Here is a 19,445-nt window from a genome sequence, read left to right on the forward strand (position 1 = left end):
GAATATATCGACTATTACAACCATGATCGGATCAAACAAAAACTGAAGGGATTGAGCCCGGTTAATTACCGAACTCAATCCCTCGTGCTAACCTAATTAAACTGTCCAACTTTTGTGGGTCAGTTCAAATTCTAGGCCTTTTTTATGGGATGAGAAACCTTACTTCTTGACGATGAGCGTGCTAGGCAAAGAAGAAACGTAAGCAGCTATATCATGCAAATCGGCGTCTGAAAAAGCCTGAACCTGTGATGACATGACTGCATTGTTGCGTCCAAACTGAGGGTTGCTATTGCCCACCTGATAAGCACGCAATGCGTAATAAACATAGTCCGAATACTGACCAGCCAAACGCGGATAAGCAGGCAGAATGGGGGCATTCAAGCCAGCGCCATGGCAGGAAGCGCAATTGCCCTTCTCCACTAGAGCCTGACCTTTATCAATGTTAGCGGCATTTGCTAGGCCGATACTTGCTAACAAAACGGCGGTAAATAGTGCGACTTTCATAAACGTGCCTCTAGATATCACTTCAATGGGTTAATAGGTGAGCTGGCATTCTGCGCAGCATAGTATTCGCCGATATCAGCCATATCTTGATCAGACAAGCTGGCAGCAATGGAACGCATCGTAGGATGCTTTCTTTCGCCCTTTTTGTATTCAGAAAGTGCGGTAGCAATATAGCCAGCATTTTGACCCCCAAGCATAGGCACTTTATAAACGAATGGATAGTCAGCGCGATATTCTGGAATGGAGTGGCAACCTATACAAAGCCATACCTTACCTTTGCCGGAATCGGCAGAGCCCTGGACATCGGCTGCTTGAGCTGGCAATCCTGAAAGTAGCAAAAAAGCGCTAACCGCTAAGTGGGGAAGAGTGAAGATTTTTTTCATATAAATCACTATTTAATCAATTTGATTCAGAACAAGTTGTGGAAGTATAGCGGAGAGATGAAAAAACAGTCATATATGCCCTAAAAATCGATAAAAGACTGATATTTGCGACCCTTTTACCTATACTTAGGTACTCCAAAACGACTTTAATGCCAAGCCATGACTAAGACCAAATCCCGCTTTGATGGTTCACAAAGCTATGTAGCCACAGATGACCTAAAACTGGCAATCAATGCAGCTATCGCCTTGCAACGCCCTTTATTAATTAAAGGCGAACCAGGAACGGGCAAAACAATGCTGGCAGAAGAGGTAGCTGCGGCTCTAAATATGCCCCTACTTCAGTGGCATATCAAATCGACCACTAAAGCACAGCAAGGTTTATACGAGTACGACGCAGTTAGCCGACTAAGGGATTCCCAGCTGGGGGACGAAAAAGTAAACGATATTCGCAATTACATTGTGAAAGGTGTCTTATGGCAAGCGTTTGAAGCCGATGAGCCTACCGTCCTACTTATAGATGAAATCGACAAAGCTGATATCGAATTTCCTAATGATCTACTCAGGGAAATTGATCGGATGGAGTTTTACGTCTATGAAACACGCGAACTCATTAAAGCTAAGCATCGCCCTCTTGTGATCATCACCTCGAATAATGAAAAAGAATTGCCTGATGCATTTTTGCGCCGCTGCTTCTTTCATTACATCTCCTTTCCGGATGAGAAAACAATGCAAAGCATAGTTGATGTCCATCACCCCAATATCAAACAAGATTTGCTGAATGCCGCACTCAAATCTTTTTACCAAATCAGAGCTCTACCGGGACTTAAGAAAAAGCCTTCAACATCAGAGCTGATTGATTGGTTAAAGCTTCTGTTGGCAGAAGATATCCCATCTGAGGCCCTATTTAGCTCTGATGAAAAAATTGTAGTGCCACCATTGCATGGCGCGCTTCTCAAGAACGAGCAAGATGTTCACCTCTTTGAGCGCCTTGTCGCGATGAATCGTAACCATCGTTAAGCGCTTATTATTTAATTAACCATCTAGATGCTTATTCAATTCTTTCTCAAACTGAAAGAAGCGAAAATTCCCGTCTCAGTCAGGGAGTTTTTGACTTTGCTCGAAGCACTCAAGTTTGGTGTGATCAACCCCTCTATTGATGAGTTTTATCAGCTTGCACGCATGTCATTGGTTAAGGATGAACAACACTTTGACCGCTTTGATCAGGTTTTTGGCGCCTACTTTAATGACGTCAAAGAGCTAATTGCCCTACAACCAGACATACCACTTGATTGGCTAGAAAAAAAACTGCAGCATGCGCTAAGCGACGAGGAAAAGGCGGCCCTAAAGAAATTAGGCGGTCCTGAAGCACTTAAAAAACGTCTAGAAGAATTATTGAAAGAGCAAAAGGAATGGCATGGCGGCGGAAAAAAATGGATTGGTGCTGGCGGCTCGTCCCCTTTTGGTCATAGCGGCTATCACCCAGAAGGGATTCGGATCGGCGGTGAAAGCGCTGGCAATCGCACCGCTATTAAAGTATGGGAAGCGCGAGAATTCAAAGACTATGACAGTGATATTGCGTTAGGGACACGCAATATTAAGTTGGCATTACGTCGACTGAGACGCTTTGCTAGAGAGGGGTCTCATCTCGAATTAGATTTAGATAAAACCATCCACTCAACTGCAGCCAATGCAGGGATGCTCGATATCCAAATGCGCCCGGAGCGCCATAATCAAGTGAAGGTGTTATTGCTAATGGACGTAGGTGGCTCCATGGATGATCATATTCAGAGAATTGCGGAACTCTTCTCTGCCGCCAAGACCGAATTTAAACATCTTGAGCATTATTATTTTCATAACTGCGTGTATGAAAATTTATGGCAAAGCAATCGCCGTCGTCGCGATCAAGTCACCAAAACTCAAGATGTAATTAATAAATATGGGCCTGAGTACAAGCTAATCTTTGTTGGTGATGCGACCATGTCTCCATATGAAATTTTGAGTCCTAATGGCTCAGTGGAATATAACAACCTTGAGGCCGGCGCAACCTGGGTTAATCGCCTGATTGATCACTTCCATCACTTTGTTTGGTTGAATCCAGAGCCTGAATCAATTTGGCAGTACCGTCAATCCATCGATATTATGCAAGGGCTCATGAAAAATCGGATGTACCCAGTTACTTTAAATGGCTTAGAAAGTGCGATGCGTCAACTTTCAAAGTGAGATCCAAGCATTTATTGCAGCATCATTTTGACCCGCTAGAAAAAGTAGCTAGTGTTGAAATCGGGTTAATAGCTGAAATATAAAAAAATCAACCCAGAGTCAAATTCTCACGTTGGATGTCTTCAAAGGTGTCGACGTCCAACACAAAACCAGGTAGGTCTGTCTCCAGCTCCTTTACTAGCTCAGGATGCCTATCCATGTAAGACCGACACACCATACCCGGAGAAGCCAAAATGTCTTGTATAACGGCATATGAAAATAGCACGGGATTTCCTCTTTTACCATCAACAACTGGCAAGATCACATCCAGGTCATTGTCTTTATGCATATACCAATCAAGCAGGACTTGAATCTCAGATGACCCGATACCAGGCTGGTCAGATAATGCCACCAACAAAACATCATATTGGCTTTGTAGCGATGCCAGACCGAATCTAACCGATGTAGCCTGACCATCCTTAGCGGATAAATTTCTAGCGATCGAAATCGGGAATGGGGATTGTTTTTTAATTGCATCGATCTCACTTTCAATAAGATCTGCATGAAATCCGGTAACCACAACACACTCCACCGGTTGAAACATTGCCAAAGCAGAGAAAAACCGCATGAGAAGTGATTTGCCATCCCTTTGAAGCAACGCCTTTGGGTGGGAACCTAAGCGACTACCCTCGCCTGCAGCAAGCAACAGTACCGCCAAACGAAGCGAAGCTTGTGGGGCTGTTTGAGAATAGTTCATTGGGGTGATAATAAATAGATATTTGCAAAATCAAAAGACAAAGCATGAATAGCACTGATTTAAGCGTACTCGAATCTGCAATTGACTGGCTTAAAGCCGGAGATCAAGTGGCCATTGCCACAGTTATCCAAACTTGGGGTTCTGCACCAAGGCCAGTAGGCTCTTGGCTGGCAATCCGCCATGATGGGCAAGTTGCAGGGTCAGTTTCAGGGGGGTGTGTTGAAGATGATCTCATCCGCCGTGTACAAACACAGATCCTGACTCGCACCACCCCCGAAATGGTTATTTATGGCGTGAGTCAACAAGAAGCCGCTCGCTTTGGCATTCCCTGCGGCGGCACACTCCGATTGCTGATTGAACCCAGGCCGGAACTTGCCGTATTGGAGGAGCTCCTAAATAGAATCACGGCACATCAAATCACCCTTCGTACCATTCATATTGCGTCGGGTAAATCTCACCTGGAGGATGGCAATCGCAATGATGCATTCACCTGCGACGATCAAACCATGAAAACAACTTATGGGCCACGCTGGCGCATGGTGATCATTGGGGCTGGGCAGTTATCGCTCTACACTGCAGACTTTGCCCTTGCCGCAGATTTTGAGGTCATTGTGATTGATCCACGCCAAGAGTATGCGCACGGTATTGCACGAAACGACATCACCTTCATCCAAGGGATGCCAGACGATGTTTTGCTTGACCTAGGTATCGATTCCCATACTGCCGTAATTGCCCTCACACACGATCCCAAGTTGGACGATATGGCACTCATGGAGGCTTTGAAGTCGCCCGCTTTTTATATAGGAGCACTAGGAAGCAAAGTGAATACCCAAAAACGCAAAGAGCGCCTACTTGATTTTGATGTCAGCAAGGAGCAAGTAGAAAAATTGCATGGCCCCGTAGGGCTTCGTATCGGCGCATTAACGCCGCCTGAAATTGCTGTATCGATCATGGCAGAAGTTATTGCCGTGAAGTATGGTTGCTTGGCTGAAAAGTAAAAACCCGGCAGCGTTAACTGTCCGGGTCTTTTTTAACGAATTAAGACGTTAGTACAAGGGATTAGTTCGCTTTGAGCTTCCCATCCTTAAGGCGCGGCTCAACAAAGTGCCCCTTACGCGCACGATTGCCCGCAAAAGATTTCAAGGTTTTAGCGTCTAAAGCCAATTCCGTTGGCTTACCCGCTCGACCAGCACCAGAATATGTTGCTCCATCTGGCCCAACGGCAACTGCTGAAGCCAGTTTCTCTGAACCATCCAAGCCCATTAAGATCACACCTTTACCGCCTGTTGGTAAACGCTTTAATTCATCTAAAGGAAAAACCAACAATTTCGAGCTCTCTGACAAGCAGGCAACCTGCTTCATACCCACCTTTACTTTAGCCGCCCCCAAAGGTGCATCGCCTCCAGGGAACTTAGGATCTATACCCACAAATGATTTACCCGCCTTATTGCGAGTTGTCATATCAGCCACATTGGCCAAAAATCCGTTACCAGATCTTGTAGATATCAGAACCAAGTCATCAGATTGACCAGCGTAATAAGCCACCATCTGCGACCCAGGGGCCAAATTTACAAAGCTGGTCAATGGCGAACCATCACCGCGAGCACCTGGAAGATCGCTTACCGGAACAGTATAGACACGACCATCACTACCAAAACCTTGCATAACATCAACGGTGCGGCATTCGAAGGTGGAATACATAGCATCACCAGCTTTAAAACTAAATTGTGTTGCATCGTGTTCATGACCCTGACGAACTCGCACCCAGCCTTTTTGAGAAACAATTACGGTAACAGGCTCATCAATTACTTTGGTTTCTGCAACGGCGCGCTTATCTTCCTGAATCAAAGTACGACGGTCATCGCCGTAATCCTTCATATCAGATTCAATTTCTTTAATAATGCGTTTACGTAAAACAGCGTCGCTTTGCAGTAAACCCTCTAGCTCAGCACGTTCCGCTTTAAGCCCCTTAAGCTCCTGCTCAATCTTGATGCCTTCGAGACGAGCTAATTGGCGTAGGCGAATGTCTAGAATATCTTCAGCCTGACGATCACTCAGCTTGAACTCTTTAATCAAATCCAACTTAGGTTCATCACTATTGCGAATAATCTTAATAACCTTATCAATATTTAAAAGAACGGTTAAGCGCCCCTCCAAAATATGCATACGGTCTTTAACCTTACCAAGACGATGTTGAGTGCGTCGAGTAACGGTAGCAACACGAAACGCAATCCACTCAGAAATAATCTCTTTTAAGCCTTTTTGACGTGGTCGGCCATCATTGCCGATCATCACCAAATTCATTGGGGCGTTAGATTCGAGAGAGGTATGTGCTAGCAATAGATTGACAAACTCATTGATATCAATATTTTTACTCTTGGGCTCGAAAACCAAACGTACCGCGGCATCTTTGCTTGATTCATCTCGCACACCATCTAAGACATTCAGAATCGTTGACTTGAGGTTATTTTGTTCTGGGGTTAAAGATTTCTTACCCACTCTTACTTTTGGATTGGTAATCTCTTCAATTTCTTGAAGTACACGCTGCGATGAAGTAGCAGGCGGCAACTCATTAACCACAATCTGCCATTGGCCACGCGCAAGTTCTTCAACCGACCAGCGTGCCCGAACTTTTAAGCTGCCCCGACCAGCTTCATAAATCTGCGCAATTTCAGCTGGAGTTGAAATAATTTGACCGCCACCAGGGAAATCCGGGCCAGGAATAATCTCCAGTAACTCTGTCGTAGACAGCTTTGGTGATTTCATCAAGGCAATTGCTGCTGCGGCTACTTCACGCAAGTTATGCGATGGAATTTCAGTTGCCATACCAACAGCAATCCCTGAGGCGCCATTTAGCAATACAAATGGCAGACGAGCTGGAAGCAACTTAGGCTCTTGGAAGGAGCCGTCATAGTTGGCCGTGAAGTCAACGGTACCCTCGTCAATTTCACTCAGCAACAAATCAGCAATCTTAGTTAAGCGTGCCTCTGTATAGCGCATTGCGGCTGCACCATCGCCATCACGTGAGCCAAAGTTCCCCTGACCATCAATCAATGGGTACCTGAGTGAAAAGCTTTGGGCTAGACGCACTAAAGCGTCATAAGCTGATTGATCACCATGCGGATGAAACTTACCCAGAACATCACCAACTACACGAGCGCTTTTGACTGGTTTAGCGTCAGAACGTAAGCCCATCTCGCTCATAGAGAACAAAATACGGCGCTGGACTGGTTTTTGACCATCCGCCACATCAGGCAGAGCGCGACCCTTAACAACGCTAATCGCATAATCTAAATAGGCACGCTCTGCGTATACAGCAAGGGTCAGACTATCTTTACCATCCTCATTAAGCTCAACAAGTTTAGGATCGTGTGGATCGTTTGGACCTCCAGAAACAGGTCCTTTCTTGTTAGCGTCAGCAGGCTCGGAAACTTCAACGATTTCTATATTTTCAACGCCTGAAAATAAATCAGCCTGTTCTAAATCAGATACTCCGGGTATTTTTTTATTAGTCATTAGATGTCAGCCTCAACTTCATTGCCACGCTCTTCAAGCCAATCACGACGAGCGCCCGATTCTGATTTACCCATCAACATATCCATCGTCTTGATGGTTTCATTTTGAGTCCACTCACCCAGGGTTACTGGCAATAAGCGACGAGTATCTGGATTTAAAGTGGTGTCCCACAATTGCTCTGCACTCATTTCACCCAAACCTTTGAAGCGAGAAATTTGCCAGGCAGTTTCTTTGACACCATCTTTTCGTAACTTATCTTCAATAGCTGTTAGTTCGCTCGCATCTAGAGCGTAAATCTTTTGAGCGGGCTTCTTACCGCGTGCGGGAGCATCAACCCTAAACAAAGGTGGACGAGAGATATAGATGTGCCCTAAGTCAATTAACTTTGGAAAGTGCCTGTAGAAAAGGGTCAATAGTAGGACTTGAATATGCGCACCATCAACATCCGCATCTGACAAAATACAAACCTTGCCATATCTCAGGTTCGATAAATCCGGCTCATCATTGGCCCCATGGGGGTCAACGCCAATGGCTACAGCGATATCATGAACTTCATTATTAGCAAAGAGACGGTCTCGCTCAGCTTCCCATGTATTGAGAACCTTGCCACGCAGGGGCAAAATCGCCTGATATTCTTTGTTGCGCCCCATCTTGGCTGAACCGCCTGCAGAATCACCCTCAACCAAGAAGATTTCATTCATGCTGATATCTTGGCTCTCACAATCAGTTAGCTTCCCAGGAAGAACTGCTACACCAGAAGATTTTTTCTTCTCTACTTTTTGGCCGGCACGTGTTCTTGCTTGGGCCTGTTTGATGACTAAATCGGCTAGCTTTCGACCGTAATCGACATGCTCATTCAACCAAAGCTCTAAAGCCGATTTTGCGTAACCAGAAACAAGGCGGACAGCATCACGCGAATTGAGGCGCTCTTTAATTTGACCCTGAAACTGTGGATCGAGTACCTTAGCTGACAAAATAAAGGAGGCACGTGCAAAGACATCCTCAGGCATTAACTTTACGCCTTTGGGTTGCAAGGCATGCATCTCAATAAAACCTTTAACAGCGTTAAACAGCCCTTCACGCAAACCACTTTCATGTGTGCCACCAGCAGGTGTTGGAATTAAATTCACATAACTTTCGCGCACTGGCGGACCATCTTCGGTCCAGGCAACCACCCAAGCAGCGCCCTCGCCTTCGGCGAAGGAATCATCATCGCCATTGCCAGTGGCATATTGCTCGCCCTCAAATGGTGGAATCACTTCAGCGCCATGACCTGCTTGGGCAATAGCTTCGTTTAGATAGCCACGCAAACCTTGAGCGTACTGCCAAGTTTGGCTGTCACCAGATTTTTCTTGAATCAAAGTTACTTTTACGCCCGGCAGTAATACGGCTTTAGAACGCAACAGGCGTATTAACTCGGGCATCGGGATTGCTGAGCTGTCAAAATATTTACCATCAGGCCAGGCACGAACCCGCGTACCGTGGGATTTATCATCCTTGCCTGCGGCTCGAGTTTTTAACTTCTCTATGACTTTGCCGTCAGCAAAAGTCAGGGTTGATACCTGACCTTCACGCCAAACTGTCACCTCTAGACGCTTAGATAGGGCATTTGTAACGGATACGCCAACACCATGCAAACCGCCTGAGAATGCATAAGCACCGCCACTACCCTTTTCAAATTTTCCACCTGCATGCAATTGGGTAAAGACAATCTCAACGACTGGGAGCTTCTCAGTGGGGTGCATACCCACTGGAATACCGCGCCCATCATCCTCAACGCTCACGCTACTATCGGAATGCAAGGTGACGGTAATGTGCTTCCCAAATCCGCCCAGAGCCTCATCGGAGGCGTTATCCAAAACTTCTTGGATAACGTGTAATGGATTGTCAGTGCGGGTGTACATTCCAGGCCGCTGTCGGACTGGTTCTAGCCCTTTTAGGACTTGGATTGACGATTCGCTGTATTCGGAGGTTTTACGGGTAGCCATGCGCGCAAATTGTAGTCATGTCTGAAGCAAAGGCCGAAATTTTCCCAAATTACCCCTTCATCCGTGCCAAAATTAGGGCATGGGAGCATTGAGTCATATCCGGGTTTTAGACCTCAGCAGAGTACTAGCTGGCCCTTGGTGTGCGCAAAACCTAGCTGATCTCGGCGCAAAGGTGATTAAGGTTGAAAGGCCTGAATCCGGCGATGACACCCGGCATTGGGGCCCTCCTTTCGCCAAAGATGCTCAAGGTAGAGATACCGAAGAAACCGCTTATTTCATAGCAATTAACCGCAATAAGGAGTCTATTACGGTCGACATTAGCCAACCAGAGGGCCAAGAGATTATCCGCAAACTGGCCGCTGAGTCGGATGTTGTCATCGAAAACTACAAAGTTGGACAGCTTAAAAAGTACGGCCTGGACTACGAGAGCCTAAAGAAGGTTAAATCTGACCTCATTTACTGCTCAATCACTGGTTTTGGCCAAACGGGTCCCTATGCTCATCGCCCTGGATACGACTTCATTGTGCAGGGTATGGGTGGCTTTATGAGCGTTACTGGAGAGGCGGGTGACTTTCTAGGGGCTAGCCCACAAAAAGCAGGAGTTGCCATAGCCGATATTTTTACCGGCATGTATGCTAGTACCGCAATTTTGGCAGCAGTTGTCCATCGAGATAGAACTGGCGAAGGTCAATCCATTGATATGGCACTGCTTGATACACAAATTGCAGTTATGGCCAATGTAGCAAGCGCCTATCTCTGTTCGAATGAAATTCCGCATCGCTGGGGCAATGCAGCACCAACAATAGTCCCCTATCAAACATTCCCTACATCTGATAGCTGGATCATTGTCGCAGCTGGGAATAATGGCCAATTTAGTCACTTTGTGACAGCTGGGGGCGAATCCCATCTTGCCGAAAACCCGCTCTATTGCGAAAACCCACTACGCGTTCAACACCGTAAGCAATTGATTCCACTCTTGGAGGAAATGACGCGCAAGAAAACCAAGGCTGAATGGATATCGCTCTTAGAGGAATCCGGCGTTCCCTGTGGGCCGATTAATAATTTCAAAGAAGTATTTGAAAATGAACAAGTTACAGCGCGTGGCGTCGAACTGCAGGTTCCGCACCCCACAACCGGAAGTATGAAACTGGTTGCCAGCCCCATGCGTCTATCCAAAACCCCTACGGAGATACGCATGCCCCCGCCAACACTAGGTCAGCATACCGAAGCTATACTTCGCGACCATCTCAATCTCGATACTGAAGCAATCGATCAGCTGCGAAAAAAAGGGATCATTTAACTCACATGACCAATACTAAGTCTGCATACTCACTTTCTTTAAAACAAGTCCTAATCTTCGGCGGCTTGATGGTCACTCTTTCCATGGGTATTCGCCATGGCTTTGGTTTGTTTAATTTACCCATCACCTCAGCCAATGGCTGGGGTAGAGAAACCTTCGCCCTCACCATCGCACTGCAAAATCTTATTTGGGGCGCATTCCAGCCCATTACTGGTGCACTTGCAGATCGCTATGGCGCATTCAAAATTATGATTGCCGGTGGCATTCTCTATGCTCTTGGGTTGGCTGGCATGGCCCTATCAAGCGATGCACTGAATTTCACCCTTGCGGGCGGACTTCTCATCGGTCTTGCGCAAACAGCAACGACTTATAGCGTTATTTACGGAATCCTAGGTCGCAATGTCCCCGCTGATAAACGCGTATGGGCCATGGGTATTGCCGCGGCAGCGGGCTCGTTTGGTCAATTTCTGATGATCCCAACAGAACAAGGACTACTCAGCAGTTTTGGATCTGAAGATGCGTTATTAATGCTGGCATTAATTGCCAGTCTGATGATACCCATTGCGTTTATGTTGCGCGAACCAAACTTTGCTCACAGCCACAAAACTGGGGACCAAACCATTAAAGAAGCCCTTAAGGAGGCCGCCCGTAATCCAAATTTTAGATTACTCACTCTAGGCTATTTTGTCTGCGGCTTTCAGGTTGTATTCATTGCCGTACATTTAGCGCCTTATTTAAAAGATCTATCGAAGATTTATCCTGCCGTTGGCGCACCAGCAATTGCAACCACCGCATTAGCCCTTATCGGACTGTTCAATATTTTTGGTACCTATGCCGCAGGCATGCTGGGTCAGCGCTTCCCCAAGCGATATTTGCTATCTGGCATCTATCTAGGGAGATCCATTGCCATTATTGGATTCTTATGGCTACCACTTAGTCCGATGACTACTTACATCTTTGCCTCAATAATGGGCTTTCTCTGGCTCTCAACCATACCATTGACCAATGGCATTGTTGCCCAAATCTTTGGCGTGAAATACCTCACAATGCTTTCTGGTTTAGTATTCTTTTCTCACCAATTAGGCAGCTTCTGCGGAGCGTATTTAGGCGGCTACCTTTTTGATAAAACCGGCTCATACTTAATTGTTTGGGAAATCGCAATTGCCCTTGGAGTATTTGCATTCTTAGTAAATCTACCGATAAAAGAGCGCGCAATCCAACGACCTGTTGCGGCATAAACGAAAGCAACTTCTAATGCGTTGGATGTTTTACTTTATAAGCTTGTTACTATTGGCGGGAATTTTTTCGACTTACTATGCACCCGCTATGATGGTTGCTTTAACGAATCAAGTTTGGGCATTATGTGGTTGGTAATTACCCTAGCGTATTTGCAGGCAATTGATAGTGGCTCAGTAACAATTTTTTAATCTCGCCGTAGCACAATGGATAGTGCACATGCCTCCTAAGCGTGGGATACAGGTTCGATTCCTGTCGGCGGGACCAAAACTTATCCACAGATTTTGTGGATAAATCGTCAAATATTTTCGTAAGTCACCGATTTGTATAGACAGACCTGTCTTGCTTAATTATTAAGCACTACTTACAAGTAAACAAATAATCGTTTACATTGTGAATAAGCTAATTCTGTATATAGCTAAAGAATATAAAGACGGGGACTGAAATGAAAAACAACTGTAATCTTTGGGGAAGCGCAACAAGCTTAATGGTTGGCGCTATTCTAGCGGGCGCATTCATTACTCAAATTGCATTTGCCCAAAGTACATTTCCCAGTAAACCAATACGCTTGGTAGTTCCATTTCCTGCCGGGGGCGCAACAGATAACATTGCTCGCCCACTACAGAGTGAACTACTTTCCACAATTAAGTGGAATATTGTGATTGATAATAAGCCAGGTGCCGGTGGAAATATTGGCGCTGAAGTTGTGGCAAAAGCTGCCCCCGATGGTTACACCTGGTTGATGGCCTCTGTTGGTACACATGGCATTAATCTCCCCCCTGTATACACAAGGAGGGGGTAAGTTACCCTTTGATCCAATTAGAGATTTCACGCCCATTACATTGGTTGCTGAATTACCAAATGTGTTGGTTCTAAATCCTGAGTGGGCTGTAAAAAATAATATCAATAGCGTAAATGACCTTATAGCCTATGCGAAAGCAAATCCGGGCAAAGTCAATATGGCATCTAGCGGGAATGGCACTTCGATCCATATGGCTGGGGAACTCTTTAAATCAATGACTAAAACATTTATGGTTCATTTGCCTTACAAAGGAAGTCCTCCAGCAGTAACAGATCTGATGTCGGGAAATGTAGACATCATGTTTGATAATCTGCCCTCCTCAATCAATTACATACGCGCCGGCAGACTTAAAGCCTTAGCGGTGACAAGCGCCAAGCGCTCTCCTGCATTTCCAGATCTTCCAACAGTTGCAGAGGCAGCAAATCTACCTGGATATGAAGCAACTTCATGGTTTGGAATTGTTGGTCCAGCGAATATGTCGCCAGATATATTGAATAAGACCAGTGCTGAACTAATGAAGGTCATTAACAGTCCTGCTGTAAAAGATAAATACTTGGCAATGGGTGCCGAACCTGTTGGCAATACACCGGCACAATTTTCCATTTACATTAAAAATGAAATTGCAAAGTGGACAAAAGTCGTCAAGGATTCTGGCGCAAAAGTCGATTAATCACTTAAGCAGCAATGTTTAATCGTTGGAATTAAAAAGGGTGCTTAGCGCCCTTTTATCATTTAATTGATTGCTTAAAATTATTTCCCGAGCTGTGACAGCAACTTCGAAGGAGAAATCACCTCTTGATCCAATACAAGTTCAATAAGTGCCCCGTTCTTGCTATCTAGTGCCTTGGAAAAAGCTGGAGCAAATTCTTCTGTCTTGGCAACACGGTATGCAGGCATGCCAAAACTATCGGCAAATTTAATGAAATCAGGATTGGTTAGGCCTGTGCCGATAACACGCTGACTGAATTCTCGCTCTTGATGCATCCGAATAGTTCCCAACATATTGTTATTCACTAACAGAATGATGGGAAAAGCCTGATAGCGTGAGGCAGTTGCGAGCTCTTGGCAATTCATCATGAAATCACCATCACCACAGACGGCAATCACTACTCTGCTGGGATCGACAATTTTTGCCGCGATAGCTGCTGGTAGTCCATATCCCATGGATCCATTTGCAGGGGCCAATTGACTCTTAAAGCCACCATAGGGATAAAAACGATGAACCCAAGTAGCAAAGTTTCCAGCGCCATTTGTCAAAATAGCATTACGTGGGATGCTAGCAGGTAATGAGGCCATGATCTGCGCTAACTGCAAATCACCCTTTACGTTTATTGGGGCTGAAAAAGAGAGATATTGAGTATGAGCGCTCGACATTGCCTCAGGATCGTATTGCTTGCCCATTCGCACATCGCTTAAGGCGGTGCAGAAATTTTCAGGGCTGCAATTGATGGCAAACTCTGGGCGATATACCCGACCTAATTCATCGGGGCTAGATAACACATGGATTAATTTAGTGGCAGCTTCAGGTGCCGATAGAATGCTATAGCCGGCTGTAGTCATTTCCCCTAAGCGTTCGCCAATTACCAATAAAACATCGGCCTCCTGAATGCGTTTTACGAGCAATGGGTTTGCGCCAATCCCCAAGTCGCCTGCATAACAAGCATCTTGGTTATCAATCAAATCTTGCGAACGAAAACTAGTGGCAAGCGGTAACTGCTCACGCCTTGCCCAGGCGCTTAAAGCGCTACAGGCTGAAGCATTCCAATTTCCGCCACCCGCCAAAATCATTGGTCTGCTTGCGTTGACAAAAGCAGTCATCGCGTCATTAAAAATAGTGCGATCTAAGCCGGGCTGCACTATATGCGCTGCTGCAGTAGGTTTCTCAAGGGCGCATTGATAGAGGATATCCTCTGGCAAAGCCAGTACCACAGGCCCCTTTCGCCCCGACTGTGCAATATGAAATGCGTGTGAGACAAACTCATCAATTCGATCAACACGATCGATACTGCCAACCCACTTACTACATTCAGAATAGAGACGGCGGTAATCAATCTCTTGAAAAGCCTCACGCTCCACCATATCAGTACCAACCTGCCCCACCAATAAAACCAATGGAGAAGAATCTTGAAAAGCGGTATGTATACCAACCATCGCATTAGATGCGCCAGGACCACGCGTTACCATCACCACACCCGGCTTACCAGTTAGCTTAGCGTAGGCTTCAGCCATATAAGCTGCACCACCCTCTTGACGACAGGTGATGAAGCGGAAATCATTCGAGTGGTCAACCAAACCATCTAACAAGGGCAGAAAACTCTCACCAGGCACGCCAAATGCAATATCAACACCCTGTCGAACCAAAGCGTTAGCCAGAATTTGGCCACCGTGTGGCAATTTATTCTTTGTCTCCATCTTTTTCTCTTACACTTTCCCTATGAATACCCTCAACACTAGCACTCTAGCTGCACTCGAGGAGATGCTTCAAAATACTGCAAGATCTGCTCCGCCTGAATACATGCCGATTCACTTTGCCGGCGGCGGCAACGTCAAACAAATCATTGGCCACATAAATCCCGAGTTTATTCCTTACTTACAAGAATCATTAGTTAAGAAGCCGATCGCTTTTATTGAGCTTGGACATGAGGCTTTGCATATTTCGGCTGGACGACCGATAGAGCTATCTACCAATCTAAGCATATTGGCCAATAGAATGCGCCTAGGCGGCTTTATTCCTGGGTGGCGTAATGAAGAATTTGCTTGGCTTGACCTAAATGGTCATGAATATTTCCGCCTAGAACGCGCGGCATTTAGAACCTTTGGCTTTCGCAGCATGGCAAGCCATATTAATGGCTATACCCAACAGGGCAATATTTGGCTAGGCCGGCGCAGTGAAAATAAAGCCACCGATCCGGGCAGACTGGATAATTTAGCTGCTGGCGGCATTTCCGCCGATGAAACTCCCTGGGTAAATGCTCGCAGAGAACTTTGGGAGGAGGCTGGAGTGCCCCCACATATAGCCGCCACGATTTCCCCAGCAGGAAAACTCCATATGCGTAGGCCAATACCAGGGCGAGGCTTTCATGATGAACAGCTCTTTATCTATGATCTAGAGCTTAGTAATAACTTTATTCCCACCAATCATGATGGTGAAGTTAGTGGTTTTATCGAAATTTCCCTCGCAGAAGCTGCAGCCCGCATATTAGCGGATGAATTTACTAGCGATGCCGCACTGGTGACGGCTGATTTCATACTGCGGAATCATAAATAACCATCAGAACCGCCCTGGACGACGAATATCCACAGCAAGACATTTCGTGGTTAAATCTTACCTAAGGATGAAACAGGGGTGCCCTTTAAGTTAGGATTTGCTAAAGGCGCTGAGAAAGACCCTAAAACCCGATCCAGGTAATGCTGGCGTGGGGAGTTACATCAGACCGACACCCGGTTTCGTCCATCTTAAACAGTCAGGAGATGGGCATGAGTACACATAATTCAAAAAACAAACATGAGATTCCAAGCCTCAAAAGCTTGGAGCGAGATTTCGGTCAAAAATTTGCATACCCGGCGTCAACTAAAACCTACTTAGAGGGCTCGCGTTCTGACATCAAGGCACCATTCAGGATGATTGAACAGTTGCCAACGCGTGTTGGCGAACAAATGGTGGCTAATCCACCAGTACCGGTATATGACACATCTGGTCCTTATAGCGACCCAGAAATTGTAATTAATCTTGAAAAGGGTTTGCCAAGATTGCGGGACGCATGGATCAAAGAGCGTAACGATACTGAGCAACTTTCTGGACCAAGCTCCGAGTATGGAGTGGCACGCTCGCAAGATGCAGCCACACAAACCCTCCGCTTTGCTCACATTAGCGCACCACGGGTAGCCAAAGCTGGCAGCAATGTCAGTCAGATGTACTACGCACGTAGAGGCATCGTCACCCCGGAAATGGAATACGTAGCCTTGCGTGAGTCAATGGGGATTGATCAACTTCGCAAAAACCCAGAATATAAACAGCTACTTAAACAGCATCCAGGTAAAAGTTACGGCGCTAATCTGCCGGAGACCGTGACTGGTGAATTTGTCCGCTCTGAAATCGCAGCAGGACGTGCCATCATTCCAGCCAATATTAATCACCCTGAATTAGAGCCAATGATTATTGGTCGCAACTTCCGCGTGAAGATTAATGGCAACCTTGGCAATTCCGCAGTTACCTCTTCAATTAATGAAGAAGTTGAAAAGATGGTTTGGTCTATCCGTTGGGGTGCAGATACCATCATGGATCTCTCTACAGGCAAACATATTCACGAGACTCGCGAGTGGATCATTCGCAATTCCCCGGTACCTATTGGTACCGTCCCCATCTATCAAGCCTTAGACAAAACTGGCGGGATTGCTGAAGATCTCACTTGGGAGATGTTCCGAGATACCCTTGTTGAGCAAGCTGAGCAAGGCGTGGATTACTTCACAATTCATGCCGGCGTGTTGCTGCGCTACGTACCCCTAACCGCAGACCGCATTACAGGCATCGTTTCGCGTGGCGGATCTATCATGGCCAAGTGGTGCTTGGCTCATCACAAAGAAAACTTCCTCTATACGAAATTCGATGAAATCTGCGAGATCATGAAGGCCTATGATGTTTCGTTTAGCTTGGGTGACGGCTTGCGACCAGGCTGCATTGCCGACTCCAATGATGCTGCGCAATTTGGCGAACTCCATACCCTTGGTGAGCTCACCGCTAAAGCATGGAAGCATGATGTTCAGGTGATGATTGAAGGCCCTGGTCACGTACCAATGCAGCGCATTGAAGAAAACATGACTGAAGAGCTAAAGCACTGCTTGGAGGCCCCTTTCTACACCCTTGGACCATTGATCACTGATATTGCTCCAGGTTATGACCACATCACTAGCGGCATTGGTGCGGCGCAAATTGGCTGGTATGGCACCGCCATGCTTTGCTATGTCACGCCAAAAGAGCATTTAGGTTTACCAGATAAAGAGGATGTGCGGGAAGGAATCATCACCTACAAGATTGCAGCCCATGGTGCCGATCTCGCAAAAGGCCTGCCTGGTGCACAAGTTCGTGACAACGCCTTATCTAAAGCGCGCTTTGAGTTCCGTTGGGAAGATCAATTTAATCTGGGTCTTGATCCGGAGCGTGCTCGGGAATATCACGATGCCACACTACCGGCTGAAGGCGCAAAGATTGCCCACTTCTGCTCAATGTGCGGGCCTAAGTTCTGCTCAATGAAAATTACCCAAGAAGTACGTGACTATGCCGCAACTTTAGATGCCGATGGAAATCCAAAAACACCGCCAAAAGTTATTCCGATTGCAGAAATTACAGAAGCAACTAAAGGCATGGAGGAAATGTCAGCAGAGTTCCGCAAACGCGGCAGCGAGATCTATCAGTAAGGCAAGAGATGAGCAAGTTCGCTAATGGCAAATATGCAATAGTAGGCGCCGGCCTAATGGGTCGGATGCTTGCTGTTGCTTTGGCTAAGCGAGGCGCTCAAGTAGATCTTTTTGAAAAGGGATCTGCCGATGCCGCACTCTCTCCGGCTAGGGTTGCTGCTGCTATGCTTGCCCCTCTTGCTGAATCTGCCATTACCGAAGATAGTGTGGTGCGTATGGGCATGCATAGTCTGCCTCGCTGGAAAAGCATCATTGCCAGCCTAAGTTCACCAGTTTTCTTTCAGCAAAATGGCACGCTTATTTTGTGGCACCGCCAAGATGTCAGTGATGCAGAACGCTTCACTGCACATCTTGAGAGCAACGCTAGAAATAATCAGCAACTGCCAACACCACAAAAACTCGACAGTCAGTCATTAAAAGATATAGAACCTAGCATTGCAGATCGTTTTCACCAAGGCTTGTATTTACCAAATGAAGGTCAATTGGATAATCGACAGCTACTAGATGCTTTGCTAGCTGAACTGAAATTGCTCGAGGTAAATTGCTACTGGAATACGCCCGTCGAACCAGAGATATTAAGATCTCAGCGTCATCATGATTGGGTTATAGACTGTCGCGGGCTTGGCGCTAAAACTGCATGGCAAGCTGATGATGCAAGCCACAACCCTCTACGCGGTGTGCGTGGCGAGGTAGTGCGTCTTTATGCACCAGAAGTTAACCTACAACGCCCCACTCGATTAATTCATCCGCGTTACCCAATTTATATCGCCCCGAAAGAAAATCATGTCTATGTTGTGGGCGCTACAGAAATTGAATCTGAGGACCTATCAGAAGTTAGCGTCCGATCTGCTATGGAATTACTCAGTGCGATTTATACAGTGCATAGCGGTTTTGCAGAGGCCCGTATTTTAGAAATGGCAACGCAATGTCGCCCAACCCTAAAAGATAATCTTCCAGAAATTAAATTTAGCAAACAACCAGATCAATCCGGTTTAATGCTTATTAATGGTTTATATCGTCATGGCTTTATGATTTCACCGGCGGTGATGGACTGTGCAATCGAACTCCTCGAAGACGGTCATAGCAATACAGCCATAGATCTAGGGTTACGTATCAATAAAGATCTTACTCTTCGAGAGACAAGTCTATGCGTGTAATTGTCAATCTAAAAGACCATGATGTTCCATCGGGGTGCAAGCTTAGCGATGCAATTGCACTACTTAATGCCAAGCCACCTTATGCTGTTGCTGTAAATCTGAATTTCATTCCCAAAACAAAATATGCTGAGCACCAATTGCATGAGAATGACCAAATTGAAATCATTGCACCGGTAACCGGTGGCTAA

At 46.1% G+C, this 19,445-nt stretch carries 16 protein-coding genes, 1 tRNA gene, 1 pseudogene and 1 riboswitch; of the genes and pseudogenes, 12 read left to right on the forward strand and 6 right to left on the reverse strand.

Translation table 11 applies throughout. The features are described 5' to 3' along the window. Window positions 1-96, forward strand: a 96-nt coding sequence (locus tag ICN46_RS05120) for an IS3 family transposase (protein WP_216205431.1), incomplete at its 5' end; no start/stop codon positions are given. Window positions 97-159: 63 nt separating this feature from the next. Here ICN46_RS05120 and ICN46_RS05125 read toward each other — a convergent pair. Together ICN46_RS05125 and ICN46_RS05130 are read right to left on the reverse strand one after the other, a co-directional pair. Further along, window positions 160-504: a c-type cytochrome gene (locus ICN46_RS05125; protein ID WP_216205511.1), complete on the reverse strand. Its 345-nt coding sequence runs from the start codon at window positions 502-504 to the stop codon at window positions 160-162. Window positions 505-521: 17 nt separating this feature from the next. Next, window positions 522-887, reverse strand: coding sequence for a c-type cytochrome (locus tag ICN46_RS05130; RefSeq protein WP_255538755.1), 366 nt, complete (start codon window positions 885-887; stop codon window positions 522-524). A 159-nt stretch (window positions 888-1,046) separates the two neighbouring features. On the opposite strand from ICN46_RS05130, the gene ICN46_RS05135 reads away from it, so the two are divergent. Together ICN46_RS05135 and ICN46_RS05140 are read left to right on the forward strand one after the other, a co-directional pair. Then, the gene (locus tag ICN46_RS05135; protein WP_216205515.1) at window positions 1,047-1,904 is read left to right on the forward strand and encodes an AAA family ATPase; all 858 of its coding nucleotides are present in this window, start codon (window positions 1,047-1,049) and stop codon (window positions 1,902-1,904) included. A 27-nt stretch (window positions 1,905-1,931) separates the two neighbouring features. Next, window positions 1,932-3,107 carry a vWA domain-containing protein gene (locus tag ICN46_RS05140; RefSeq protein ID WP_216205517.1) on the forward strand — a complete coding sequence of 392 codons (1,176 nt, stop codon included), beginning with the start codon at window positions 1,932-1,934 and terminating at the stop codon, window positions 3,105-3,107. 88 nt (window positions 3,108-3,195) lie between these two features. Here the strand turns inward: ICN46_RS05140 and ICN46_RS05145 are convergent, their stop codons facing one another. Further along, window positions 3,196-3,843, reverse strand: coding sequence for a nucleotidyltransferase family protein (locus tag ICN46_RS05145; protein ID WP_216205520.1), 648 nt, complete (start codon window positions 3,841-3,843; stop codon window positions 3,196-3,198). A 44-nt stretch (window positions 3,844-3,887) separates the two neighbouring features. Here ICN46_RS05145 and ICN46_RS05150 point away from each other — a divergent pair, with 44 nt between their 5' ends. Next, entirely contained in the window at window positions 3,888-4,841 is a 954-nt protein-coding gene (locus tag ICN46_RS05150; protein ID WP_216205525.1) for an XdhC family protein, read from the forward strand. Between the two features lie 61 nt (window positions 4,842-4,902). Here ICN46_RS05150 and parC read toward each other — a convergent pair whose 3' ends face one another. Next, entirely contained in the window at window positions 4,903-7,290 is a 2,388-nt protein-coding gene (gene parC, locus ICN46_RS05155) for a DNA topoisomerase IV subunit A (protein ID WP_370625487.1), read from the reverse strand. 68 nt (window positions 7,291-7,358) lie between these two features. After that, window positions 7,359-9,347, reverse strand: a complete 1,989-nt coding sequence (locus ICN46_RS05160) for a DNA topoisomerase IV subunit B (RefSeq protein ID WP_216205528.1) — start codon at window positions 9,345-9,347, stop codon at window positions 7,359-7,361. A 79-nt stretch (window positions 9,348-9,426) separates the two neighbouring features. On the opposite strand from ICN46_RS05160, the gene ICN46_RS05165 reads away from it, so the two are divergent. The 4 genes and pseudogenes from ICN46_RS05165 to ICN46_RS05180 all read left to right on the forward strand — a co-directional run bounded on the left by ICN46_RS05165 (window position 9,427) and on the right by ICN46_RS05180 (window position 13,355). Then, the gene (locus ICN46_RS05165) at window positions 9,427-10,647 is read left to right on the forward strand and encodes a CaiB/BaiF CoA transferase family protein (protein WP_216205530.1); all 1,221 of its coding nucleotides are present in this window, start codon (window positions 9,427-9,429) and stop codon (window positions 10,645-10,647) included. Between the two features lie 5 nt (window positions 10,648-10,652). Continuing rightward, window positions 10,653-11,885: an MFS transporter gene (locus ICN46_RS05170; RefSeq protein WP_216205532.1), complete on the forward strand. Its 1,233-nt coding sequence runs from the start codon at window positions 10,653-10,655 to the stop codon at window positions 11,883-11,885. A 190-nt stretch (window positions 11,886-12,075) separates the two neighbouring features. Beyond that, window positions 12,076-12,150: transfer RNA gene (locus tag ICN46_RS05175), tRNA-Arg, on the forward strand. 220 nt (window positions 12,151-12,370) lie between these two features. Further along, window positions 12,371-13,355, forward strand: a pseudogene (locus tag ICN46_RS05180) (Bug family tripartite tricarboxylate transporter substrate binding protein). An 80-nt stretch (window positions 13,356-13,435) separates the two neighbouring features. On the opposite strand, the gene ICN46_RS05185 reads toward ICN46_RS05180, so the two are convergent. Beyond that, entirely contained in the window at window positions 13,436-15,097 is a 1,662-nt protein-coding gene (locus ICN46_RS05185; protein WP_216205536.1) for a thiamine pyrophosphate-binding protein, read from the reverse strand. Window positions 15,098-15,119: 22 nt separating this feature from the next. Here ICN46_RS05185 and ICN46_RS05190 point away from each other — a divergent pair, with 22 nt between their 5' ends. From ICN46_RS05190 to thiS, 4 genes are all read left to right on the forward strand, one after another. After that, window positions 15,120-15,953 carry an NUDIX hydrolase gene (locus ICN46_RS05190; RefSeq protein WP_216205538.1) on the forward strand — a complete coding sequence of 278 codons (834 nt, stop codon included), beginning with the start codon at window positions 15,120-15,122 and terminating at the stop codon, window positions 15,951-15,953. A 64-nt stretch (window positions 15,954-16,017) separates the two neighbouring features. Further along, window positions 16,018-16,125, forward strand: a riboswitch (TPP riboswitch). A 37-nt stretch (window positions 16,126-16,162) separates the two neighbouring features. Further along, the gene (thiC, locus tag ICN46_RS05195) at window positions 16,163-18,100 is read left to right on the forward strand and encodes a phosphomethylpyrimidine synthase ThiC (protein WP_255538757.1); all 1,938 of its coding nucleotides are present in this window, start codon (window positions 16,163-16,165) and stop codon (window positions 18,098-18,100) included. An 8-nt stretch (window positions 18,101-18,108) separates the two neighbouring features. Further along, window positions 18,109-19,257, forward strand: a complete 1,149-nt coding sequence (locus tag ICN46_RS05200; protein ID WP_216205540.1) for an FAD-dependent oxidoreductase — start codon at window positions 18,109-18,111, stop codon at window positions 19,255-19,257. After that, complete coding sequence (gene thiS, locus ICN46_RS05205; protein ID WP_216205542.1) at window positions 19,248-19,445, forward strand: sulfur carrier protein ThiS; 198 nt, start codon at window positions 19,248-19,250, stop codon at window positions 19,443-19,445. Before ICN46_RS05200 ends, thiS begins: the two co-directional genes overlap by 10 nt.

The sequence above is a fragment of the Polynucleobacter sp. Latsch14-2 genome, from assembly GCF_018881925.1.
Classification (GTDB): domain Bacteria; phylum Pseudomonadota; class Gammaproteobacteria; order Burkholderiales; family Burkholderiaceae; genus Polynucleobacter.